The following is a 22,809-nucleotide window of genomic DNA, read 5'->3' as shown; positions in this document are numbered from 1 at the left end:
TCGAGTGCTCAAGGTTGGACGCATCGGGCAGGTCCGCTTCAACGGCCGGAGCCTGTTTGTCGGAGGCGGCCTGGCGGGAGAGCGGGTTGCCATCCGTCCGACCGCGACCGACGGCGTCTTCGACGTGGTGTTCATCCACAAGACCGTGCGCCAGATTGATCTCAGGCAACCCAAGCCATGACTATCCACCCGTTACCCATGTCTCCCGACAAGCGTTACCCATGTATACCGGCTGAACACGCAGCGCACCCTACGGCTCAGAGCAGCAATTGCGGCGCCGAGGTATCCAGGTCGATCAGGCGCACGTCGGCATAGCCCAGTTCGACGCCGAGCAGCCTGAGCAGCGGCTCTAACAGGGTGTCGCCCAAGATAGGAATGGTGGTCTGGAGTGCGCCGATGACCAGGTTCCGAAGCAATGCGCTGGTCAGCGGATTCAGAAGAGTGGTCAACCCGGAAACGACGCAGTTCAAGATGTTCTGAAGGCATCGTCCCTCAACACCCGACACTGTCACGTTGAGGTTCGCCACCAGGTTGCTCAAACCCGCATCCAGCGCATCCCCGACATCAGATCCCGCACGTTGGGTCAGCGGCAGCTGCGAGTTGCTTGCGAACGTGAACTCGAGGTCCTCCGCCGAGGCGCTGGCGACCTGGGTCTGCGAGCTGATGTTCACCGACACGCCGAGCAATGACGGGATCAGCGTCACCGATACCGGATTCAGCGTGGTTTGCGAGCCGCCCAGGGACTGAAAGGTCCCCAGGCCCAGCGAGGCGATACCCGGCTGCGCCTTTATCTGCACGCTCCGCTGCCCCGGCAGGATGCTTCCACAGTCGACCTGATCCAGGGCTGCCCATCCTTCCGCGACGTTTAATGCCAGCCCCAATCTGACGGTCAGCAATCCGGAAACATCCATATCGGAGCTGACCTGCAGCCTCACCTGGGCGGTGGTCGCCTGGGTGCGCCATTGCCCATCGGCATCCTTGCCCGGAAGCCCGATGGCGATCTTCGGCGGTTCGACCACGTAGAGCTCGACCTTCGCGTTGACCAACGACCCCAGGCTCACCCCCAGCGCCACATCCACCGCATGGGCCTTGTTGGCGAGAAAGGCCAGGGCAGTGACCAGGTCGAGGGCGCTGAGGTCGGTGCGCAGTGCCTGCTCGCCGCCGCCGGCGGGGGTGACCACATCGAGGATGTCCGCCAGCTTCACCTGGGTGGCGCCGAGGGTGACGTTGGTGAGGCTGTTCAAGCCGTTGCGCACGCCCACCGAGAGGGTTTCGCGCGAGTTGGCGGCGCCGACGGTGGCGTCCAGCACCTGGTCGAGGGTCAACGTAGTGTCCAGCAGGCGGTCCACGTCACCAGCGGAAAGATCCACCTGTGCCGCCGGGGGCAGGTAGCGGTTGAGTTCCAGCAGGTTCAGCCGGGTATTGGCCAGGCCGTCGTAGGACGCCGCGTCGAGGTTCAGCGTGGTGCCGAGCATCTTGCCCAGCAACGCATCGAGCACGGCCGATTGCTGGACGTCCAGGGAAGCCAGGCCACTGCCGAGGGAGAAGGCGGCCAAGGCCGGACGCTGCGCCACGGCCACGGCCTGGAGATTCACCCGTTCGCCCCAGAGCCCACCCAGCACCAGGCTGGCGGGCACCTCCTGGTTGGCCAGTACCCGCACCGCTTCGGCGCGGGTTGCGGAAGGCGTGAACACCCGCCGTTCCTCCGCGCCGTCCAACTCCACATAACCGAGGCCGACGCTGTTCTTGCCGGCCGAAAGACTCGTGCTGTAGCCGTGCCGCGCCGCCGCCGCGTTGGCCAGCGTCACCACATCGGCAGCGGTGGTGGTGCCGCAGAGCCCGGAGCGGGACGCACTCTCCATGGCCGCCATGTCCGCTACCCGCTGCAACTTGCGCTTCTCGAAGTAGAGCCGCCCGGCATCCACTGTCAGCGCCAGCATCATCAGGGCCATCAGCAGCACCATGGTCGCCATCAGGCCGATGGCGCCGCGTTGTCGTCGCAGGCTGTGCATGACGGGGCTCACTCGCTAGACGACGACCCGCCGTCCACGGACATGCTGTCGCCGTAGTAGCGCTCGGGAATGGCGAACTTGTAACTCTCCAGCCAGCGCTGGTTGGCCAGCTCGCGCTCGGCGGCGGTGGCGGTCTGCGCATGGCGCGACGCCTGGCTGCCTTCGCGCTGGATGGTCAACCACTGCTCCGTCAGGCGCTGGCGCTCGTGCCGCGCGTGGCGGGCGTCTTCCGCCGCCTGCAATCCCGCGCAGGCACCCAACAACAGGATGGCGATCCAGGCTTTCATCGTCCCACCTCCCCGCCCGTCTCGGGCTCGGCCTTGCGCAGCTCCGCCAGCAGCGGGGCGTCCTCCTTCGGTTGCCGTACCGCCAGCGGCGCGGTCAGCCCCTGGCGTTTCATTTCCCGAGCCCGCTCCTCCGCCTGACGCACCAGGTCGGCGGGCAGGTGCAGCCGCGACACGAGGTCGGCGGCCTGCTGGTACTGCTCCTGATAGAACAGCAGCGACAACAGGTTCTGCGCCGGCAAGGCGTTGCCCTGGTCCAGTTCGAGGGCGGTGAGGAATTCGAAGCGGGCGTCATCCAGCCGCCCTTCCCGCAGCAGCACCAACCCCAGGTCGTTGCGCACCTTGGCGTCGGTGGGGGACAGGCGCAGGGCTTCGCGCAATTGCTCCAGGGCTTCGCGCTGGTTGCCGTCGGCTGCCGCGAGCTGGCCCAGGCCGTGGTGCCCCTCGGCCTCAAGGCAGGTGCCCAGCAGGCTCCGGTACAGTGGCGCGGCCTCGCCGCGGCCCAGGCTGCGATAGATGCGTGCCTGGCGCAGGCGCACCTCCGGCAGGCTGGAGGGCAAGGCCTGGAGGTGCGCCAGGGCGGCGTGGGCGCGACCATCGGCAGCCATGTCCTTGGCCAGGTTCAGCGCCAGCTCCTGCTCCGCCGTGGGTTGACCGCAACCACCCTGCGCCAGCCAGCCGACCTGGACCGGCGCGTTGGCGCAACCGCCCAGCAGGCCCAGCGCGCACAGCATCAGCATCCTTCTCATCGCATCCCTCCCATTCCCCCCATGGCCCGGCTGATCGCCACCAGCCCGGGCCCTGCCAGCACGATCAGCAGGGCCGGGAACAGCAGCGACATCATCACCACCGCCATCTTCGCGGAGAGCTTGGAGATGTACTCCTGCATCCGCGTGAGGCGACGGTCATCCAGGAGTTTCTTCAGCGCCAGCAGCGACGCCATGGCACCACCGCCCTGGCGCACCAGCTGTTCGAGGATGGTGAAGCTGTCGGTCAGCTCGTCCACCTCCAGCAGCCGCGCCAGCTTGTCCAGTTCCTCGCCCAGCTCCAGGCCGGAATCCACGTGCTGCAGCAGGCCCTGTAGCTCGGCAGTCAGCACCGGCATCAGGCCGCGACCGTCCTGGCTGAGCACCCGCAGCGCCTGTTCCACGGTGAGGCCGGCCTCGAAGAGGATGCGCACCATGGGAATGAAGACCGACAGTTCCTGTTGCAGGGCGTGCTGGCGGCGCATCGCGACAATCGCCAGCACGCGTTTGGGTAGCAGCAGCCCGCAACCGGCAGCCAGGAAGGGCACCAGCCAGGAGGGCGAAGGCGGTTCATCGAGCAGCGACTGCCCCAGCAGTGTCAGGCCGACCATCGCCAGCGGCGCGCCGAGCTGGCAGGCGAGGAACAGGGTGCGCCGGCTGGAACGTCGCCAGCCGATGCGGTTGAGCAGCAGCTGGGTTTCGCCGTCCAGGTTCAGGTAGCGCTGGGCCAGGCGACTGCCGCCAAGGCGGCGTACCAGGCCCTGCCAACGATCGTCAGCCAGGTGCCCGGCCAGTTCCTGCCCCAGCAGCCGCTGATGGACCCGCAAGCGGCGCTGACGCTCGCCCAGCAAGCCGGACACCAGCAACACGGCAGCCAGCCCCAGCAGGACGGCGAACAGGATCAGCGCCATCTCACACGCTCCTCAACATGCGCCAGAGGACGATGCAGCCCAGCACCTGCATGGCGAAGGCCGTCAGCAACATGCGCTGGCCGCTGGCGTCCATCCACAGGCTGAGCAGGTAGCTGGGGTTCACCGCCAGGATGTAGACGGCCACCGAAATCGGCAGGATCGCCAGCACCACGGCGGTGAAGCGGGTTTCTCCGGTCATGGCACGCAACTGGCGGGCGATCTGTTCGCGCTCGTGGATGACCTTGATCAGGTTGCCCAGCAGCTCGCTGGCACTGCCGCCGTAGCGGTGATTGACCCGCACGCCGAGGGCGAGGATGCGCAGCTCCTCCTGTTCGAACAGGTCGGCCACCTCCTGCAGGGCATCGGGCAGGCTGACGCCCAGCTGAACATCCCGCGATACCCGCGCCAGTGCCGCGCGCAGCGGATCGGGCGAAGCGTCGATGGCGCGTACCACGGCATCGCCCAGGGTGCGTCCGGCGTGCAGGCTGCGCACCACCTGGTCGAGCAGCTGCGGCAACTGTTCCACCATGCGCCTCACCCGCTTCCGGTAGCGCCAGCCCAGCCAGGCGCGCAGCCCCATCGGAATCAGCGAGGCGACCGCCAACGCCGCTATCCAGCCCCCGACCAGCGCCGCCATCAATGCAGCGAGCAGCCAGAACGCGAGCAGCAGGCCGACCCGTTCGCGGGGCAGCTCCAGGCCGGCGCGCAGGAAGGCACGCTCCAGCCAGCCCGCGCGGCTGGAGGCCGGTTCGGGCGGTGCCAGGTCCTGACCCAGGCGCTGCAGGACGCGCTCTTCGCCGGTCTGCCGCCAGCCCTTGTGCAGCAACGCACCGCCCAGGGCCAGCAGCAGGCTGCAGAGCAGGCCGAGCAGCAGCGGCGCACTCACCGCGCGCCTCCCACGGCCTGGCGCAGTTTCTCCCCGGCCGGGTTCGCCGCCTCGCTGACGAAGCGGCCGCTGGCCCGATCGAGTCGGAACAGGCAGTTGGTGACATAGACGTCGTCGCGCACGCCGACCACTTCCACCACTTCGCTGATGCAGCGCCGGCCATTGGGCAGGCGGGTGAGCTGGACCACCAGGTCGAGAGCCGCGCAGATCATCTGCCGCAAGGTGCGCTCGGCCACCTGGCGGCCGGTGAGCCCGACCAGGGTCTCCAGGCGCAGCAGTGAGTCCAGCGCCGAGTTGGCGTGCACGGTGCTCATGGAACCGTCGTGGCCGGTGTTCATCGCCTGCAGCACGTCGAGCACTTCGACGCCACGGATCTCGCCGAGGATGATGCGGTCCGGGCGCATGCGCAGGGCGTTGCGGATCAGGTCGCTGGCGGCCACTTCGCCACGTCCTTCGGCGTTCGGCGGCCGAGTTTCCAGGCGCACCACGTGGGGATGGTTGAGCTGCAGCTCGGCGGTGTCTTCGATGGTGACCAGGCGCTCATGACCGTCGATCAGCAGGCTCATGACGTTGAGCAAGGTGGTCTTGCCGGTGCCGGTTCCGCCGCTGACCAGGATGTTGCAACGCTCGCCCACGGCGCGGCGGATGAATTGCAGCATGGGTTCGTCCAGGGACTGGTAGGCCAGCAGGTCGGAGCTCTGCAGCAGGTCCTTGCGGAACTTGCGCACCGAGATGCAGGGGCCGTCCAGGGCGATGGGCGGGATGATGGCGTTGACCCGGCTGCCGTCCGGCAGGCGCGCGTCGACCATGGGGCTGGATTCATCGAGGCGGCGGCCCAGCGGCGCGAGGATGCGCTGGATCACCCGCAGCACGTGCTGGTCGTCGATGAAGCGCAGGTCGCTCTGGTGCAGCACGCCCTCGCGCTCGATGAAAATGCGGCAAGGGCCGTTGACCAGGATCTCGGTGACGCCAGGGTCGCGCAGCAGCACTTCCAGCGGGCCGAAGCCGGTCAGTTCGTCCACCAGTTCCTCGGCCAGGCGCTCCATTTCGTAGCGCGACACGGCCAGGTGATGGCGACCGACGAACTCCACCACCTTGTCGATGACGTACTGCGACACCGCGCTGCGCACGCCTTCGAGGATGTTCACGCCGTCTTCGTCGATGGCGTCGATGATGTAGCGGTGCAGCACCAGCTTCAGCCCTTGCGGGTCGTTGTGACCGAGCTGGGTGTAGCGGGCGGCGCCGCCGAACAGGCTCTCGCCGCTCATCAGCGGACGCTCCACAGGCGCTGCCAGGCCCGCGATTTCGGCTGCTCGATGCACGCCAGCCGTTCGCCCAGCCCGCGCAGGCGCTGGGTGAGGCGTTCACGGGGCGCCAGCTCGAACAGGCTGCGGCCCTGGTTCTTGGCGTTCATCCGCAGCTCGGGGCTGTTGGGCAGGGTTTCCGCCACCGGCAGGTTGAAGGAACGGGCCAGCACTTCGGGCTCCGGCGCCACCCCGCGCAAGTGGCGGTCCACCAGCAGTTGCGCGTGCTCCAGCTTGACCCCGGCGTCGCGCCAGCGGCCCAGCAGTTCGATGTTGCGGCGGCAGTCCGGCACGCTCTGGTCGGTGCACCAGAGAAACTGGTCGGCATTGCCGACGAGGATGCGCAGTGCATCGCTGTCGGGCTGGCCCACCAGGTTCACCACGATGTGCTGGAAGTGCTGGCGCAACGCGCCGAGCAGCAGGTAGAGCTCGGCGGCGTTGATGCGCTCCAGGGTTTCGCCGCCGGCTTCCTGCACCAGCAGGCGCAGACCATTGGGATGGCTGCCGAAGGCGCTGTCGATCAGTGCGGCGTCGAGGCGGCGCAGGTTGCGCAGGGCATCGGCGAAATGGAAGGACGCCTCCAGCCCCAACAGCGCCAGGCTGTCGCCCTGGGGCTGGCCGAGATCGATCAGCAGAGTGCGCTGGCCGCATTGCTGGATGGCCAGTGCGAGGTGCGCCGCCAACAGCGCCGCATCGGCATCCTGCTGGCGGCTGAACAGCGCGGTCAGGCGGCCGGCGTTGTGAGTGGGCAGCACGCTCGGCAGGCGCTGCACCAGGCGTCGCACCAGCCCGGCCACCTCGCTGGTGCGTGCGCCATAGGCGATGAAGTCGCGGGCACCGGCGCGCATGGCGTTGAGCACCAGCTGGTTGTCCAGGCCGTCGCCCATGGCCACCACCGCCAGCATCGGGCGTGCCGCCAGGGCGCCTTCGATCAGGGAGGTCTGGGCCACCAGGTTGTCGCGGTCCAGGCCGACGAAGAGCAGGCTGGCACCGGTGACTTCGATCAGCCCGAGCAGTTCGTCGAGGGCGCCACGGCCCGCGCTGAGCACCTGTCCCAGCGGCGTCAACGCACCCTGCAGCCACTCCAGGTCGGCGTTGCTGCGGGTGAAGGCGAGGAAGGTCTGGCTCATGACGGCCTCACTCGGACAGCCCGGCGCGGCGGTCGAAGTCGCCGCGCTCGTTCAGGTAGAAGTCGAAGAAGCCTGGGTCGTAGCGACGCAGCTGTTCGCCAGGCAGCTCGGGCAGTTGCGCGTCCACCGCGAGCGGTTGAACCAGGTGCGGGGTGACGATCATCAGCAGCTCGCGGTCTTCGCGGTCGATCTGCGAGGAGCGGAACAGCGCGCCGATCACCGGCAGGTCACCAAGACCGGGGAACTTGTCGATGTTGGCGACGTTCTGGCTGCTGATCAGGCCGCTGATGACGAAGCTCTCTCCATCGGCCAGGGAAACGCTGGTGTCGGTGCGCCGCACCTTGAGCGCCGGCACCTGGGTGCCGGAGATGCTGATGCCTGAACTGAAGTCCAGTTCGCTGACTTCGGGCGCCACTTTCAGGGAAATGCGCTGGCGGCCAACGACCGTGGGCGTGAGGGTGAGGCGCACGCCGAATTCCTTGTACTCGATGGTGATGTCGTCGCCATCGCCATTGGGCACCGGCACCGGAAACTCACCGCCTGCCAGGAAGCTCGCGCTCTGCCCGCTCAGGGCCACCAGGCTGGGCTTGGCCAGGGTGTAGGCGAAGCCACTGTTCTCCAGGGCGTTGATGAAGCCCAGCACCTTGCTGCTGCCCCCACCCCAGATGATGTTGAAGCCGCCGGTGGGACTGCCGAAGGTGCCATCGAGCACGCCGCCCGGGGTCACCGAGATGTTGTTGAGGCTGCCCGGCGCGCCGAGCACGAAGAGGTTGGAACCCTGGCGCACCAGGGAAGTGCTGGCCTGCTTGAGCTTGCCGCGGCTGACCTCGACGAAGCGGATGTCGGTCTGTACCTGGCTGGGCACCGGGTCGGCCTCGCGGGGCTCCTCCAGGGATTGCGCCAGTGACGCACTGGCCGTGCCCTCGACATAAACCAGGCTGCGGCGCGGCTCGCGGCTGCAACTGGTCCAGACCATGAGGCTGGTGGCGCCGGCATGCTTGCCGGTAATGAGGAAGGATTGCTTGTCGGCGAGCTGCACATCGGCCACTTCCGGATCGCCCACCGCAAGGCGGGTGATGGCCAGCGGGTAGCTCATGAGTTCCTGACGGCCCTGCCCCACCTCCACCACACCGGGCGCCTGGCCCAACGCGTCGCAGCCCGGAGCCGCCGTCGCGACCAGGGGCGCGCAGCCCAGCAGAGGGAAGATCATGCATGCGATCCGGCGCTTCATCGGGGCGTTCCTTGCGGGGTCAGGGGATCTGGCGGGTCAGCTCCGCACCACGGTAGACGGCGACTCCCGGCCCCTTGCCGGCGGAAACCACTACCGGAGCGGGCGCCACGACGCGGCGGGGAGGCGGAGCCGCACTCAGCGACTCCAGGGGAATCAGGTTGCGGCTGGCGGCATTCACCGGCACGGCGCTCAGTTCACCGGTCTGGTAGCGCTCCAGCAGGCGTTCGTCGGCGCTACGTACCGCCAGACGCAGGGAACCGGCCTGGCTGGCCAGCATCAGGCGAGTCAGTTGGTCCTCCGGCACGGCCAGCACGGCAGTGCTGGCTTTACGGGTTTCCACCTGCTCGCCGTCCTTGGCCGGCTTGCTGGCCCGGCCGTCGGAGTCGGGACCCAGGTTCTCGCCAAAACTCAGCAGGCGCAGGGCTGGCACCGCTACCTGGGCGCTCGGCTGGCCGCCATCGCCGCGCAGGAACAGCAGCACGTCGACATAGTCACCCGGCCGCAGATGGCCGCCACCGCCCACCACTTCATCCACTGGCACGGCCACCGCACGCTCGTCCGCCCGGATCATGTGCGCCAGCGGACCACCGGCCTCGAAACTGGCCGGCCCGAGCCAACTGCCAGCGGGCACCGGAGTCCAGGGCCGGCGGCCAATCACGTCTTCGACCTTGCTGAAACTCCCCGGCGGCGCGATGCGCAGCTCTTCGACGCGCAGGTCTTCGGCGGTGACGGCCACGAACGGGCTGAGCTCCCGGGCCGCGACCACCACGGGGGTACGCAACTTGTCGGCAGCATCGGAGGTGAGGCTGGGGGTTTCGCTGGATGCGACCGGCTCGGCCGTCTGAACGGCCTGCGGCGCGCTGCTGAGCACAATTCCCCAGTATCCGGCCAGCAAGGCACCCAACAGCAGCACTGCGGCCAAGGCAATGGTCATTCGGCTACTCATCTGGCACTCCCTCTGCCGTGAGAACTACAAGCCCCTGCGTGTGGGGGCATCTTCACCTGGCGGCCGGCCAGCAACCGCCTCTTCCACAATCTGTCACCCGCCCTGCAAATCTGTTTAGCAGAAGTTTTCACCCTGCAAGAAAAAAAATCATTCTGCGGATTCGATAAATATTCCCATGTGCACAAAGCCTCCCCGCACATATATACAAGTGCTACTTATATATGCATAAGGACCAAACTTTGGGTGTGCAGTACCCACTTCTGGGTGAAGGGCTACTGGGGCGGAAAACTATAACCTTGGTATTAATGCTTTCTTACATTTGCATCCGCCAAAACTCTCGACAACGCTCAGCTTGCCTCTGGCAGAAAACCTACACGGCAAGGAGCTTTCAACCATGTCCCTGATGTCTCTGATCAAGAAGTTCAAGAAGTTTTCGAAGGAAGAAGAGGGCGCATCCGGTATCGAATACGCAATCGTCGCAGCAATGGTTGCAGTCGCGATCATTACATTCAGCCCTGGTATCAAGAATGGCGTATCTGACACGTTCGAGGCCATCAGGGACAGCTTCGTAGCTACTCCATAAGCAGCATCCGAAAGTTATCTGTCCGATCAATAAAAAACGGACCATGCATTAACTCGGCAGGAGGCCTTTCCAATGTCCTCTACTCCCCTGCTGCGACAGCAATTGCTCCTGGTTGACGATGAAGAAGACATCCTGCTGGAACTGGCGGAGATGCTCGAAGGCGAAGGCTTCTATTGCCATACCGCGACGTCTGTCAGGAGTGCCACCGAGCTGTTGCTGCTCCACCCCAATATCGCCCTGGTCGTCACCGATCTGCGCATGCCCGAAGAAAGCGGGATACGCCTGATCCAGCGACTGCGTGCCCACACAACCAAGCAACACCTGCCGGTAATCGTGACTTCCGGCCATGCCGACATGGACGACGTGATCGATGTGCTGCGCCTGAATGTCATCGACTTCTTCCGCAAACCCATCTACCTGGAACGCCTGGTGGATGTGATCAAGGCCCAGTTCCCCCAGCCGCATCTGAAGCTGGTCAGCAACTGAACCGACTGAATCGAAAGAGGAAGGCTGCCCAGGATGGCGGCCTTTTTTATTGTTCGTTTCGTGGTCTGCCGGATAGGTAGGGTGCGCCGCGCGCACCAGCGATGTTCCCGGCCCTCTCACCGCCAACCCGGAACAGAACCGGTGCGCATGGCGCACCCTGCTCCGCCTACAGCTGATAACTGAAACTCAAGGTCACGCGCGGGCTGCGGTTGTGGCTGTCGAGGGCTTCGTCGGACATCGGCTTGGCCACTTCCAGGGCGACGTTGTAGTAACGCGCATCCCCCAGGCGCAGGCCGCTGGCCAGGGACGACAGCCGTGAACGGGCGATGGGCTGTTCGTTGAACCAGGCCTGTGCGGCATCCACCACCACGTAGGGCTGCAGCAGGCGTAGCCACTGGCCCTCGCGGCGATGGCTGTAGTTCAGCTCATAGGCCGCCCCCCAGCCCTTGTCACCGGATGCCTGGTCGCTGGGATAACCGCGACCGAAGTTCTGCCCGCCGAATACCACCTGCTCGGCGTCCGGCAGGTTGTCCTCGCTCCAATAGAGCGCCGCCGACAGCACGCCTTGCCAGCGCTCGCCGAAGCGATCGCTCTGCACACCGGACAGGCGCAGGCGGGTGAATTCGAGGTCGAACAGGCCGTTGTCGGTACGCGCGCCGAATGCATCGAGGCCCCGATACAGGCCTGCGCTGAGAATGCGCAGGCGGGTGGCGTCGGAACGGCTCCAGTCGCCTTCCAGGGCCAGGGCGCGCAGGTCGGTATCGGCATCGATGCTGAGGGGGAAGCCGACCACGTCGTAACGCACCCGATCGTTCACCCCGTAGAGCCGCGCGCCCAGGCTCAGCCACTCTTTCTGCGCGGCGATGAACGGATGGCTGACGCCGATGGAGAGGCGGTCGTTGCTCAGGTGCCGCTCCAGTTCCAGGCCGTTGGCCAGGCGCAGGTTGTCTTCCGGCTGGCTGCGGTAGTGAGAGCCGTAGAGGTTCAGGCGCGTGCCGTCGCTGCCCAGGTACTGGCTGTAGTCGAGCCGGTAGTAGCGCTCGTCGTCCTCGCCGGGCGGCGCCAGCACGCTGAAGCTCACCTGCTCGGCCAGAGCGGTCTGGGCGTTGCTGGAAAGTCCCAGCACGGCCTGGGCGCTGCCCCGGTTGTCTTCGCTGAAGTTGAGGCTGCTAGTCCAGGGTTTGCGCGACGCCTGGATCTGCAGGTGGCTGGCACCGTCAGTGGTGGCCGGCGGCGGAACCCGTGCACTCAGGGTGACGCCGGGGATGCGCCCCATCAGACTGGTGTAGCGCTCGAAGGTCCTGCGGGTCAGCGGGCGCTCGGCTTGCAGGCGCGCAGCCAGCTTGTCGACGTGGGCGCGCACGGCACCAATGTCGCCCTGGATCTGGTAGTCCTTCACATAGCCCTCCACCAGCACCACCCGCACCCGCCCCTGCTCGAACCCCTGCACCGGCAGGAAGGCGTAGGACAGCAGGTAGCCGTCGTCCTGGTAGCGCCGCGTCACGCTGCGGGTAGCCTCGATCAGCTCAGCAAGGCTGACATCGCGGCCGACGAAGGGCTGGTAGACCGCCTTGAGCTCGGTGAAGGGGTAGATGCTGCCACCCTCGATCTTCACCTCGCGAACCCTGACTCGGGTGTTCAGCTTCAGGGGCTGAGGCTTGGCCGCTTCGGGCAGTTTGAGGGCCGGGGAGCGAGGCCGATAGGCGTCAGCCGGCAAGTTGGGCGTGGGCAGTTGGCGTTCGATTTCGTTGCTGTTCAGGTACACCGGATTCTGTTGCGCCTGGGCCTGGTTGAGCACCACGCAGCCAAGCGCGAGCAGTACTGCTGAAGCGCGCATGGGTTACTCCCTGATCGCGTAGGCGGGATTTGGATTTGGAGGGAGGCGCCGGGCCCCGGAATGGAGCCCGGCGAGGGGTGGTCAGTTGCGCTGGCCGCCCAGCAGGCCGCCACCGAGGGTGCCGGTCAGGCTCCCGGATACGGTGCCTTGTAGCGAGACACCCAGGCCACCCACGGCATCGCCACTTCCGGCTGTACCGCTGCCACCTTCGAGCAGGGTGCCGACCTTTTCGACCAGTTGGCCGGTGCCGCCGACGGTCTGTCCGACCTGGCTCACCACCGGGTTGCTGCTGGCAACGTCCACCTCTTGGCCAAGGCTGGTCACCGCACCGCCGACCTGTTGCACCAGATTGCCGGCCGGATCGCCCAGGCCGGTTGTGGCGCCCACGGACTGGGTCGTGGCACCGACCGTCTGCACCACCGGGGTCAGGGCGCCTCCCACATCGCTGGTAAGCGCCGCGACAGGCGCACCAGCCGGGTTGTTGGTCACGCCGTCGCCGCCCACCAGGGTGCCGAGGGATGCCACGGTCTGCCCGGTTTCCACCACCGCGCCACCGGCGGCGCTGACCAGGCCATTGCTGCTGCCGGCATCCAGTCCGCTGCCAGCGCCGGCCACGACGCCACCGGCGGTTTCCAGCAGGTTGTCCGCAGGCGCGGCGATGCCGGTTTGCTGGCCGATCTGCCCGGTGGTAGCGGCCACGTCGCCGACCAGGGTATCCAGGCTCGCCTGCGGGCTGCTGCCGCCTTCCTGCTGATCGAGCAGACCACCACCGGTGGAGAGGGCGTCGCCAGTCTTCGCCAGGGTGTCGCCAACAGCCTCGCCAACGGGGTTATCGACACCATCGGCGACCTTGTCGCCGAGCGCGCCGAGGGTTTCCCCGGTCTTGTCCAGCAGGTTGCCCACAGGCTGGTCCAGACCGGTGGCGCTGCCCACCTTGCCGGTCACGCTTTCGGCCAGGCTGACCACCGGTACCAGCTTGTCACCGACGGTGCCAGTGACATCGCCCAGCGGGCCACTGGTAGCGGCGGTGTCCAGGGTATTACCGAGCATGGAGACATGCTCGCCGACGCCGTCCACCAGGGTGCCGGCCTTGTCCACAACATCGCCAACGGTACCGCCAAGCACTGGCAGGTGCTGTACGGCAGAGGAGTCGGCAACGGCCTTCACGCCATCGCCCAGCGCCGAAACGCCGCCGCCCACTTCACTCACTGCCTCGCCCAGGCTGCCCACGGTGGTGCCCAGGGCGTTGCCATCCGTGCCCAATTGGCCGACGCCTTCCTTGATGCCATCCCCCAGGCTGTCGGTGGCCTGGCCAACCGACGACACCAACTCGCCTGCGCCGCCAGTGAGGTCCTGGTTGCCGGCAAGGGGGACATTGCCCACGGCCTGGCCCAGTTGATCGACCGCATTACCGGCACCGGACACGATGCCGCCGGCGTCCTGCAGCACTTCGGCGGTCACCAGGCTGGGGGCTGTAGTTCCACCGCCGGTGCCACCCCCCGAGCCTCCACCAGTACCGCCGCCGGTGCCGCCGTCCACCACGCCACCACCAGTACCACCGCCGGTACTGCCGCCGGTTCCGCCACCCGTTCCACCACCGATGCCACCCGTACCTCCGCCAGTGCCGCCATCCACGACACCGCCACCCGTGCCGCCACCAATGCTTCCACCGGTACCACCATCCACGACACCACCCGTGCCGCCGCCGGTACTTCCACCAGTACCGCCATCCACGACACCACCACCCGTGCCGCCGCCGGTGCTTCCACCGGTACCGCCATCCACGACACCACCACCCGTACCGCCGCCGGTACTTCCACCGGTGCCGCCATCCACCACGCCACCCGTGCCGCCGCCAGTGCTTCCACCGGTACCGCCATCGACGACACCTCCCCCCGTACCTCCGCCAGTGCCGCCATCCACAACACCACCGCCGGTACTGCCTCCGGTGCCGCCGCCGGTTCCGCCACCGACGCCCCCCGTACTACCCGTACCTCCACCAGTGCCTCCATCCACGACACCACCGCCGGTACCACCGTCGGTGCCGCCAGCACCCGCATCGCCACCATCCGTGCCCGCAGTGGCATCGGTCGGCGCATCGCTGCTCGCGCTGTCGACGAAGCTCTTCGAGCCACCGCCGCCACTGCTGCAACCGGTCAGGGAGAACACCATCGCCAGGGTCAGGGCAGAGCCCAGGTTGATCCAGTTCGTCTTGTTCTTCATATGCGTCCCTATCTCGTCTTGCCTAGTCGCCGGGGCCCCTCAGCCCCGTACTTCTGAGGTCATGACAGATCAGTGAACCGCCCGAGACAATCTTCGACTTGGTATTAACCGTTTGTATAAGGCGCGCTGCGGCCCACGTCTGGCGCGGGTTTCAGCGTTCAGCGGGACGTTCTGAAAGCAACCAGTACACGCGCAAAAGAGCGCGTCGGGCATACTAGGCGCCCCCTCGAATCCATGGAGATCGCCATGCCCAAGGCCTGGTGGCTGCTCGCCCTGCCCTTCGTCGCCGGCGCCTTCCTGCCTCTGCAGGCCGGCATCAATGGCCAATTGGCCAAACAGATTTCCAGCGTCATGAGCGCTGCCCTGGTGTCCTTCCTGGTGGGTACCCTCGCCCTGCTCGCGGTGGTGCTGATCCAGCGCGAAATGCCGACCTTCGACGCACTCAAGGGCGTGAGCTGGTGGCAATGGGGTGGCGGTCTGCTGGGCGCGGTGTTCATTGCCACCGCCGCCTTCGCCGGTCCGCGCATCGGCGCCCTGCTGTTCATGACATTGGTGCTGGCCGGGCAGCTGAGCATGGCGCTGATGCTGGACCACTTCGGCTGGGCCGGCTACCGCGAGGCGCCCATCAGCATCGGCAAACTGGCTGGCCTCGCGTTGATCATCGGCGGCGTCTGGCTCATTCGTCGGGGATGAACGGCAACGATGTCAACTTGATGCCATTGCAGATACAGAACGACTAAGCTCAGCCGACCTCTGCTGTTTCTGTGATCACAGAAAGATGACCGACGCCGACCTTCCCCAATCCCCGGAGCGTTTCAGCCTCTGGCGCGAAGTACAGGACACCCGTTCGCGCACACGACTCGGCGGCGTCTACTACTTGCTGGCCTGGCTGCTGTGCTGGCTGTTCAGCGCGGCGCCGCTGCAACACCTGGCCGTAGGTTCGATCGGCAGTGCGTTTTTTGCACTGCTGCTGGCGGCGCGGCTGCTGCACCGTCCGCCCGAGACGGGCAGCGAGACCGAGCTGCAGCGCTGGCTGGACCGCCACTGGGGCGTGATCCTGGTGTCGTCCGTTGGCTGGGGCCTGGCCCACGGCTGGGTGCTGCTGGCCCCCGACTTCCAGCCTTCCCGCCTTATCGCCACGCTGGCCACCGTGGCCTTCAGCACCGCCATGACCTTCAACTTCTCCATGCGTCGGCGCCGTGCGATCGTCGCCATCCTGATGCTCTATCTGCCGGGACTGGTGGTGTTGGCGCTATCTCCGGACGGCACGCGGGCCGAACTCATCACCCTCGCCTTCTACTTCAGCTACCTGCTGCTGGCGTTGAACCGCAGCCACCGCGAGTACGCCAACATGATTGCCCTGGAGCTGCAGTTGCTGGAGCAACGCCAGCGCCTGGATACCCTCAGCCGCACCGACGGCCTGACTCAACTGGGCAACCGCTACCAGTTCAACAACCTGTTCCCGGCCATGTGCGCCAGCGCCCAGCGTCATGGCAGCGAGCTGTCGCTGCTGCTGGTGGACATCGACTTCTTCAAGCGGATCAACGACGAGCACGGCCACAGTGTGGGCGATGCCTGCCTGCGGGCATTCGGCGAGCGCATGCGTGAATTCTTCCGCCGCGACAGCGACGCCCTGCTGCGCCTGGGCGGCGAAGAGTTCGGCGTGCTGATGCCGGATACCAGCATGGAGCAGGCCCGCCAGTTGGCCGAGCTGTTCCGCGAGGACCTGGCCAACCGTGGCTTCGAACTCGGCGGCCAGCACCTGCCGGTGACTGCCAGCCTCGGTCTGGGCCGCTTCGACGAACGCGACGGCGGCAGCGCCGAAGCCTTCTTCAAGCGCGTGGACGACGCCCTGTACCGCGCCAAGGCACTGGGGCGGGACAGGTTGGAAATGGCGGGAGAGGAAACCGGTCCAACGTCCCTTTCGCCGGGTAGTTCGACCTGAAAAGGAGCGGGTGATTCGCTCGCTGTGGTGGTGATTTCAATCTGCGCTGACGTTGAAGTGACAGGCCAAAAACGGAGTTCCAAGCTTTCGCGCCAGCCTGCTCCCCCTCACCCCCGCCCCCTCTCCCTGAAGAGGAGAGGGGTGACTCGCGCCGGCAAATTCAAAGTCATCCTGAAGCCCATACGCCGCCTGAAGCTGGGCAGAAGCGGTGGGGCAGCGACCTCGCCCCGTCAGAAGGCCGAACGGAATCGTTGCAGAGGGGGACGAGCGGCATGGATGCCGCGAGAGGCGTGTGGGGCCATGGATGGCCCCTCTCGCCGTGCCCCCGGCGCAACGATGGAGGGAGGGAACCGCGGCGAAGCCGGGGCCGGATGCAGGGGCAAGACCTTTGCTTCCTTTGGGTGGTGCGGCATACCGACGACTGCCAAAGGGAGTCGCCCGGCAAGGCGAAACATGAACATCCACCGAGCTCGGTAAGCAGCTTGGCTCAGAACTTTCCAACTCCCCTCACAACCTGAACTTGCCCACCTGCTGCGCCAGGTCCCCGGCCAGGCGGCTCAGGGTCTGGCATTCCTCGCGGCAGCCGCGCACTTCGCTGGCAGTGGCGTGGGCCAGGTCGGCGATGCCCTGGACATTGCGGTTGATTTCCTCGGTCACCGACGACTGCTCCTCGGTCGCCGCCGCCACCTGGTGGTTCATGTCGCTGATGCGTTCCACCTGATCGGTGATCGCGCCCAGGGAGGTGCCGGTGCGCTGGCTGGCCTCGACGCCCGTGCCGGTGGCGGCCTGGCCGGCGTGCATGGAATGCACCGCGGTTTCGGCGCCGTGCTTGAGGCGCTGGATCATCTGCTGGATTTCGTCGGTGGACGACTGGGTGCGGCTGGCCAGGGTCCGTACCTCGTCCGCGACCACGGCAAAGCCCCGGCCCATTTCGCCAGCGCGGGCGGCTTCGATGGCGGCGTTCAGCGCCAGCAGGTTGGTCTGTTCGGAGATGCCACGGATCACCGCCAGCACCTGGTCGATGGAGGCTACCTGGCTGGCCAGTTCGCTCACCGCCGAGGCCGCGACGCCGATCTCGTTGGACATTTTCTCGATGTGCCCCACGGACTCGCCCACTACCTGGCGCGCCTGCAGGGATTCGTCGCGGGCATTCTGCGAGGCATGGGCGGCGGCGCCGGCGTTGCGGGCGATTTCCTGCACCGTGAGGCCCATCTCGTGCACGGCGGTGGCGACCATGTCGGTCATTTCCTGTTGCTGGCTGGAGCGGCTGGCCGTGTTGTCCACCACCTGGGCCACCTGGCCTACCACCTTGTGCAGGCGCTGGCTGGTGTCCAGCACTTCGCCGATCAGGCTGCGCTGGCTTTCCAGGAAGCGGTTGAAACCACGGGCGAGGTCGCCCAGTTCATCGGCACGGGACTCGTCCAGGCGACGGGTGAGGTCACCACCACCGCCACCGATTTCCACCAATGCCGCGGTGACCTGGCGGATCGGCCGCACCAGCCCACGGGCCAGCAGCACCACCAGCAGCAGGCACAGGGCGAGCACGCCGAAACCGGCGAAGCTGCTGGTCACCATGGCCTTGCGTGCCTCGGCGTAGATTTCCGCCTCCGGCACTTCGCTCACCAGTTGCCAGCCGAGGCTTTCCAGCGGGCGGGACAGGGCGAGGTAGTCCTCGCCGTCACGGCTGAAGTGGATGGCCTTGCCACCGGACGCCAGCAGCTGGGCGGCGGAGTCGGCACCGAAGACGTCGGCCAGTCGCGCGCTGCCGTTCAGGGCGGCGTCGGGGTGGACCTTGATGTTGCCCTCCTTGTCCATCAGGAACACCCGGCCGCGCTCGCCGAAGCGGAAGTCGCGGATCATCTCGGACATGGACTGCAGGCTGTAGCCCAGGCCGGAGACGCCCAGGGTCTTTCCGTCACGGCTGATGCGCTGGTTGATGAACAGGGTGGGCAGGCGGGTGCCCTTGTCGATGTCGATCTCCAGCACCCGGTTCCGGTTGCTGTCCACCAGCCGGTAGAACCACTGGTTCTCCGGCTGGCTGCGGGAAATGGTGCGCGCCAGCCCCTGGCCCGTGTAGTAGTGGCCGCTGTCCATTACGGCGATGGAGGTGGTCGTCGCGTTCTGCTGGGCGCGCACGCCTTCCAGGTAGCGGGCGAAGGCGTCGGCGCGGGCCGGGTCCTCGCCTTCGGCGAGCCAGTCCTGCACCAGGGCGTTCTCGGCAATGCTGGCATTGGCGGTGATGGGCGCGGCCAGGGTGCGCTCCAGGGAGTTGCCGATGGCCTGTACGCGGGCGGGCAAGGCTTCATCCAGCAGGAAACGTTCGGTCAGGCGGTTCATCAGTACCGAGTAGATGCCGATGACGATGAGGATGCCGGCGAGCAGGGCCGCGCCCATGCTGAAGATCAGCTGCCACTGAATACTGCGTTGCCAGAGGCGCATGGAGTTGTCTCCTTGGAGTTCTTGTTGGAGGCAGGACGAGAAGGGCGAAGGATTGTATACAAACTGCTCGACAATTTGCCCATCCATTGCCAACAACAGATATCGGCGCCCAATGCCAGAAACTTGAACGTTCGGTCAGTCCGTGACGGCGAACTCCAGACGAGCGGTCTGCCCGGTTTCGTCCAGCACGCTCAGCTGGTGACGACCGCTGCGCCTGAACTCCTGGTTGAAGCTCTCCTCCGCCGACGTGGCGGTGAGCGGTGCGCCATCGAGGAACCACCAGCGCCGACCGCTGCCGCCGAGGGTGGAGAGCTTGAGGCGCAGGGGCTCGGCGCTACCCGAGGGACGGCGCAGTTGGTCGCCCTCGCGCACACCGACGATGGACAGCGGAGCCGCCGCCGGCGGCAACTGCGGCGGGCATGCCGGGTCCACCAATGGCAATCGCGCGGCACGCCGTTCGCGACGCGGCAGCCAGGGTTCCAGGGGCGCAGGCCAGAGCACCAGCTCGCGCGCCTGGGCGCCGCTGCAACCGGCGGCGACCTGGTGGCCTTCGGCATTCACCCACAACGGCTGGCGCAAGCCGAGCCCGAGGGGCTGGTCGGCGGCCAGCAAGGTGGGCGGCGTGGTGCCTTCGAGGGTCCAGGCGAAACGCTGGCGGCGACAGTTGGGGTCGCCCTTGGCCATGGGTTGGCCGAGTGGCCAGCAGATCGCAGCCACGCCGACTTCCGGCGGTTGCGGGTCCACCGGCTGGGCGATGCCGCGCTGGGTATCGCGGTTCACCAGCAGGTCGTGCACCTGCAGGAGCAAGGGGGCAGCCGAGGCCAGGCCGAACTGGCCGGGTACCGGGGTGCCGTCGGGTCGGCCGATCCAGATGCCGATCAGATGACGCGGCCCAACGCCGATGGCCCAGGCATCACGGAAGCCGTAGCTGGTGCCGGTCTTCCAGGCCAGCACCGGGCGTTGGGTCAGGCGGGCTCGGGGGTCGCGGTCCGGGCGTGCCTGGCCGGCGAGGATGCGACGGATGATCCAGGCGGCGCCGGGCGACAGCAGGCGGCGTTCCTGCAAGACATCCTGGGGCTGCAGGCGTAGATGGGCGACGCGGCCCTGGCGGGCGAAGGCGCTGTAGCCGCTGACCAGTTCCTCCAGCTTGCTGCCGGCGCCACCGAGGATCAGCGCCAGGTTCGGCTCGCTGGCCGCCGGCAGCACCAGCGGCACGCCGACGTTGCGCAGCTCACCGGCGAAACGCTTCGGCCCGTAGGCCTCCAGCAGTTGCACCGCCGGCAGGTTGAGGGACATGCCGAGCGCCTCGCTGGCAGACACCGGGCCGATGAAGCCGGCGGCGAAGTTGCCGGGGCGGTAGTCGCCGTAGCGACGGGGCACGTCCTGCAATAGGGATTCGGAGTGGATCAGCCCGGCATCCAGGGCCATGCCGTAAAGGAAGGGTTTGAGGGTGGAACCGGGGGAGCGCAGCGACTGGACCATGTCCACGTGACCGAACCGGCGCTCATCGGCGATATCCACAGAGCCCAGGTAGGCACGCACGGCCATGGTCTGGTGATCGACCACCAGGATGGCCGCCGAGGTGCGCTCCGGCAGGCGTGCGCGCCAGCCGAGCAACAGGTCTTCCAGGCGGCGCTGCAGGGCCGCGTCGATGGTGGTGCGGATCAGCGGCGGGCTCTTCGGGGTATTCAGCCGCCGCGCCAGCAGCGGTGCCAGGCTGGGTTCCTGGCGCGGCGCCAGGAGCACTGGTTCTTCCATGGCTTCCTTCACCGCGCCTTCGGACCAGACGTTGAACTGCGCCAGGCGCCGCAGCACTTTGTCCCGCGCGGCCTGGGCACGTTCGGGGTGGCGGTCCGGGCGCAGCCGGCTGGGCGCCTGGGGCAATACGGCCAACAGTGCGGCCTCGGCACGGGTCAGCTGCGAAGGTGGTTTACCGAGGTAAGCCCAACTGGCCGCCGCCACACCCTGCAGGGTGCCGCCAAAGGGCGCGCGATTGAGGTAGAGGCCGAGGATTTCCTCCTTGGACAGGTGCCACTCCAGCTGTGCAGTGCGCCAGAGCTGGCGCAGCTTGCCGGCGAAGGTGCGCGAGTGTGGATCAAGCAGCCGCGCCACCTGCATAGACAGGGTGCTGCCCCCGGAAAGCACACGCCCACCGGTGAGGTTGAGCCAGGCTGCACGGGCCAGGGCCAGGGGATTCACGCCGGGGTGCTGGTAGAACCAGCGGTCCTCGTAGGTCAGCAGCGCCTCAAGGTAAAAGGGCGACACCTCGTCCTGGCTGATCGGGTAACGCCACACGCCGTTGGCATCGGCGAAGCGCCACAGCGGCGTGCCGTCCTCGGCCAACACCACCCGAGCCAGGTCGTCGTCCGGCAAGGGCAGCGGGAACAGGCGGTCGGCCGACCAGAGCAGCGCCAGCATCAGCAGCGGTATCAGCAACGAGGGCCGGCGCAGGACGCGCCAGGGGCGGCCAGACCCTATCCACGCCATCCTGGCGGATATCGGGTCGACCTGGGGGTGCCGGGCCATGTCTTCTCCAGGGCAGGGCCGAATCGAGGGGCAGATGGTCGTCCCATCCGGGTTTCACTACAAGTCGACGTTCTCCGCGAACGGGCCGCCATCACACCGTCAGTCAATTTTCTGACTCAAAATCGCCGTTCGTCGTGATTTTGACCGCCAATCCCACTTGCCTCGAATCGAGCCTTTACAGGGGCCGGACTCACCTCTAAACGAATATCAAACTGACATTACAGTGCTTTGGCCGTCGCTGTAGTCGGTGCCTCTCTTTCTCACGGTCCCTTACTCATTTCAGGAGTCCCTCTCATGGGTGCTCGCAGATTCCTGCGCGCTGCCTTCGGGCTTCGCGCGTCCCTTTCACAGTGGGCGGCTCAAGGCCCGCCTGGCGCCGCGCAATAGCCCAGGTAACGCCCACAAGACCAACAAATTCAGCGAAAGGAATTCAACATGGCCATCTCCACCGTCTCATTCAGCAATACCCCCCAAGCGAACGGCGACAGCTTCCTCTACGAGAACCTGGTGCGAGATGGCCTCGACTACATCTGCCTGGATGTCATGGCGAATGACCTTGGTGGCAAGGCCAAGACGCTCTACTCCCTGGATGATGGCGTTACGGCCGATGGCAGCACGGCGACCCGGACAGAGATACAAGCGGACCTGCTGGCCCATGACCAGGATTGCTACAGCGCTTATGGCGCCCACATCTGGATCGGCCAGGACCCGTCGGACGGGAAGATGAAAGTCCTCTACGACGCCGGCGATCTCCTCCAGAGCGATGCATACAGGAGCCTCTCGGTTGGCGAGTACCTGACCGACAGCTTCACCTACGCCATTCGCCTGGGTAATGGCACCCTGAGCTGGGCCACTGCGACGGTGCGGATTGCCGGTGTCAACGACGCTCCGGTGGTCAGCAGCCCGGTAACCCTGACAGCCATTGCCGAAGACAGCGGCGCGCGCCTCATCACCCAGGCCGAATTGCTTGCCCATGCTTCAGATATCGACGGAGACGGACTCACTGCCAGCAACCTGCAGATCAGCTCGGGCAATGGATCTCTGGTCAACAACGGCAATGGCACCTGGACCTACACCCCGGCGCTGAATGACGACACCCAGGTGTCCTTCACCTACTCCGTCAGCGACGGCTCACTCAGCGTCGCCGGTAGCGCCACGCTGGATATCACCCCGGTCAACGATGCGCCGACTACTACTCCGGTAACCCTGACCGCCATTGCCGAAGACAGCGGCGCTCGCCTGATCACCCAGGCGCAATTGCTGGCCAACGCAGCGGACGTCGACAGCCTCGCCCTGACCGCCAGCAACCTGCAGATCAGC

General features: G+C 66.7%; 19 protein-coding genes and 1 pseudogene. 7 read left to right on the top strand and 13 right to left on the bottom strand.

Translation table 11 applies throughout. The features are described from left to right. Positions 1-181, top strand: a pseudogene (locus tag E8E91_RS02655) (IS481 family transposase); the annotation flags it as partial. A gap of 76 nt (positions 182-257) precedes the next feature. Here E8E91_RS02655 and E8E91_RS02650 read toward each other — a convergent pair. The 9 genes from E8E91_RS02650 to cpaB are packed head-to-tail and all read right to left on the bottom strand — an operon-like array spanning position 258 to position 9,450. Continuing rightward, positions 258-2,012, bottom strand: coding sequence for a TadG family pilus assembly protein (locus E8E91_RS02650; protein WP_280374478.1), 1,755 nt, complete (start codon positions 2,010-2,012; stop codon positions 258-260). Between the two features lie 8 nt (positions 2,013-2,020). Beyond that, positions 2,021-2,299 (bottom strand): DUF3613 domain-containing protein, encoded by a 279-nt coding sequence (locus E8E91_RS02645; RefSeq protein WP_280374477.1) that lies wholly within the window; start codon positions 2,297-2,299, stop codon positions 2,021-2,023. Continuing rightward, positions 2,296-3,045 carry a tetratricopeptide repeat protein gene (locus E8E91_RS02640; protein ID WP_280374476.1) on the bottom strand — a complete coding sequence of 250 codons (750 nt, stop codon included), beginning with the start codon at positions 3,043-3,045 and terminating at the stop codon, positions 2,296-2,298. Before E8E91_RS02640 ends, E8E91_RS02645 begins: the two co-directional genes overlap by 4 nt. Further along, entirely contained in the window at positions 3,042-3,953 is a 912-nt protein-coding gene (locus E8E91_RS02635; RefSeq protein WP_280374475.1) for a type II secretion system F family protein, read from the bottom strand. The genes E8E91_RS02640 and E8E91_RS02635 overlap by 4 nt, the downstream gene beginning before the upstream one ends. Position 3,954: 1 nt before the next feature. After that, positions 3,955-4,839, bottom strand: coding sequence for a type II secretion system F family protein (locus E8E91_RS02630; RefSeq protein WP_280374474.1), 885 nt, complete (start codon positions 4,837-4,839; stop codon positions 3,955-3,957). After that, the gene (locus E8E91_RS02625) at positions 4,836-6,107 is read right to left on the bottom strand and encodes a CpaF family protein (RefSeq protein WP_280374473.1); all 1,272 of its coding nucleotides are present in this window, start codon (positions 6,105-6,107) and stop codon (positions 4,836-4,838) included. Before E8E91_RS02625 ends, E8E91_RS02630 begins: the two co-directional genes overlap by 4 nt. Beyond that, on the bottom strand, positions 6,107-7,273 hold the full coding sequence (locus E8E91_RS02620; protein WP_280374472.1) for a pilus assembly protein: 1,167 nt from the start codon (positions 7,271-7,273) through the stop codon (positions 6,107-6,109). The genes E8E91_RS02625 and E8E91_RS02620 overlap by 1 nt, the downstream gene beginning before the upstream one ends. Before the next feature lie 7 nt (positions 7,274-7,280). Beyond that, entirely contained in the window at positions 7,281-8,504 is a 1,224-nt protein-coding gene (locus E8E91_RS02615) for a type II and III secretion system protein family protein (protein ID WP_190831627.1), read from the bottom strand. 19 nt (positions 8,505-8,523) lie between these two features. After that, entirely contained in the window at positions 8,524-9,450 is a 927-nt protein-coding gene (gene cpaB, locus E8E91_RS02610) for a Flp pilus assembly protein CpaB (RefSeq protein WP_280374471.1), read from the bottom strand. Between the two features lie 394 nt (positions 9,451-9,844). Between cpaB and E8E91_RS02605 the strand changes: the two genes are divergently transcribed. Continuing rightward, positions 9,845-10,033: a Flp family type IVb pilin gene (locus E8E91_RS02605; RefSeq protein ID WP_317890030.1), complete on the top strand. Its 189-nt coding sequence runs from the start codon at positions 9,845-9,847 to the stop codon at positions 10,031-10,033. 72 nt (positions 10,034-10,105) lie between these two features. After that, on the top strand, positions 10,106-10,519 hold the full coding sequence (locus E8E91_RS02600) for a response regulator (RefSeq protein ID WP_190831623.1): 414 nt from the start codon (positions 10,106-10,108) through the stop codon (positions 10,517-10,519). A gap of 166 nt (positions 10,520-10,685) precedes the next feature. Here the strand turns inward: E8E91_RS02600 and E8E91_RS02595 are convergent, their stop codons facing one another. Together E8E91_RS02595 and E8E91_RS02590 are read right to left on the bottom strand one after the other, a co-directional pair. Beyond that, on the bottom strand, positions 10,686-12,356 hold the full coding sequence (locus E8E91_RS02595; protein WP_280374470.1) for a POTRA domain-containing protein: 1,671 nt from the start codon (positions 12,354-12,356) through the stop codon (positions 10,686-10,688). 81 nt (positions 12,357-12,437) lie between these two features. Next, positions 12,438-13,805, bottom strand: coding sequence for a collagen-like triple helix repeat-containing protein (locus E8E91_RS02590; RefSeq protein WP_280374469.1), 1,368 nt, complete (start codon positions 13,803-13,805; stop codon positions 12,438-12,440). On the opposite strand from E8E91_RS02590, the gene E8E91_RS02585 reads away from it, so the two are divergent. The 3 genes from E8E91_RS02585 to E8E91_RS02575 all read left to right on the top strand — a co-directional run bounded on the left by E8E91_RS02585 (position 13,752) and on the right by E8E91_RS02575 (position 16,524). Next, a complete protein-coding gene (locus tag E8E91_RS02585) occupies positions 13,752-14,636 on the top strand; it encodes a hypothetical protein (RefSeq protein ID WP_280374468.1) in 885 nt (294 codons plus the stop codon). The two genes, E8E91_RS02590 and E8E91_RS02585, sit on opposite strands and share 54 nt — an antisense overlap. Before the next feature lie 189 nt (positions 14,637-14,825). Further along, on the top strand, positions 14,826-15,272 hold the full coding sequence (locus tag E8E91_RS02580; protein ID WP_280374467.1) for a DMT family transporter: 447 nt from the start codon (positions 14,826-14,828) through the stop codon (positions 15,270-15,272). 85 nt (positions 15,273-15,357) lie between these two features. Further along, on the top strand, positions 15,358-16,524 hold the full coding sequence (locus E8E91_RS02575; protein ID WP_280374466.1) for a GGDEF domain-containing protein: 1,167 nt from the start codon (positions 15,358-15,360) through the stop codon (positions 16,522-16,524). Positions 16,525-17,031: 507 nt separating this feature from the next. On the opposite strand, the gene E8E91_RS02570 is transcribed toward E8E91_RS02575, so the two are convergent. Then, a complete protein-coding gene (locus E8E91_RS02570) occupies positions 17,032-18,963 on the bottom strand; it encodes a methyl-accepting chemotaxis protein (protein ID WP_280374465.1) in 1,932 nt (643 codons plus the stop codon). A gap of 135 nt (positions 18,964-19,098) precedes the next feature. Beyond that, positions 19,099-21,450: a peptidoglycan glycosyltransferase PbpC gene (gene pbpC, locus E8E91_RS02565; RefSeq protein ID WP_280374479.1), complete on the bottom strand. Its 2,352-nt coding sequence runs from the start codon at positions 21,448-21,450 to the stop codon at positions 19,099-19,101. Between the two features lie 474 nt (positions 21,451-21,924). On the opposite strand from pbpC, the gene E8E91_RS02560 reads away from it, so the two are divergent. After that, on the top strand, positions 21,925-22,809 hold an 885-nt coding region (locus tag E8E91_RS02560), incomplete at its 3' end, for a cadherin-like domain-containing protein (RefSeq protein ID WP_280374464.1).

This window comes from Pseudomonas sp. BN515, from assembly GCF_029873155.1.
In the GTDB taxonomy this organism is placed as follows: Bacteria; Pseudomonadota; Gammaproteobacteria; order Pseudomonadales; family Pseudomonadaceae; genus Metapseudomonas.
The sequence above is the reverse complement of the archived record's forward strand: the minus strand, read 5'-3'. Positions and strand labels throughout refer to the sequence as shown.

Coding starts and splice junctions, on each gene's coding strand:
- E8E91_RS02650 (WP_280374478.1), bottom strand. CDS start 2,012: ATGCACAGCCTGCGACGACAACGCGGCGCCATCGGCCTGATGGCGACC.
- E8E91_RS02605 (WP_317890030.1), top strand. CDS start 9,845: ATGTCCCTGATGTCTCTGATCAAGAAGTTCAAGAAGTTTTCGAAGGAA.
- cpaB (WP_280374471.1), bottom strand. CDS start 9,450: ATGAGTAGCCGAATGACCATTGCCTTGGCCGCAGTGCTGCTGTTGGGT.
- E8E91_RS02600 (WP_190831623.1), top strand. CDS start 10,106: ATGTCCTCTACTCCCCTGCTGCGACAGCAATTGCTCCTGGTTGACGAT.
- E8E91_RS02575 (WP_280374466.1), top strand. CDS start 15,358: ATGACCGACGCCGACCTTCCCCAATCCCCGGAGCGTTTCAGCCTCTGG.
- E8E91_RS02645 (WP_280374477.1), bottom strand. CDS start 2,299: ATGAAAGCCTGGATCGCCATCCTGTTGTTGGGTGCCTGCGCGGGATTG.
- E8E91_RS02595 (WP_280374470.1), bottom strand. CDS start 12,356: ATGCGCGCTTCAGCAGTACTGCTCGCGCTTGGCTGCGTGGTGCTCAAC.
- E8E91_RS02625 (WP_280374473.1), bottom strand. CDS start 6,107: ATGAGCGGCGAGAGCCTGTTCGGCGGCGCCGCCCGCTACACCCAGCTC.
- E8E91_RS02640 (WP_280374476.1), bottom strand. CDS start 3,045: ATGAGAAGGATGCTGATGCTGTGCGCGCTGGGCCTGCTGGGCGGTTGC.
- E8E91_RS02570 (WP_280374465.1), bottom strand. CDS start 18,963: ATGCGCCTCTGGCAACGCAGTATTCAGTGGCAGCTGATCTTCAGCATG.
- pbpC (WP_280374479.1), bottom strand. CDS start 21,450: ATGGCGTGGATAGGGTCTGGCCGCCCCTGGCGCGTCCTGCGCCGGCCC.
- E8E91_RS02615 (WP_190831627.1), bottom strand. CDS start 8,504: ATGAAGCGCCGGATCGCATGCATGATCTTCCCTCTGCTGGGCTGCGCG.
- E8E91_RS02580 (WP_280374467.1), top strand. CDS start 14,826: ATGCCCAAGGCCTGGTGGCTGCTCGCCCTGCCCTTCGTCGCCGGCGCC.
- E8E91_RS02635 (WP_280374475.1), bottom strand. CDS start 3,953: ATGGCGCTGATCCTGTTCGCCGTCCTGCTGGGGCTGGCTGCCGTGTTG.
- E8E91_RS02620 (WP_280374472.1), bottom strand. CDS start 7,273: ATGAGCCAGACCTTCCTCGCCTTCACCCGCAGCAACGCCGACCTGGAG.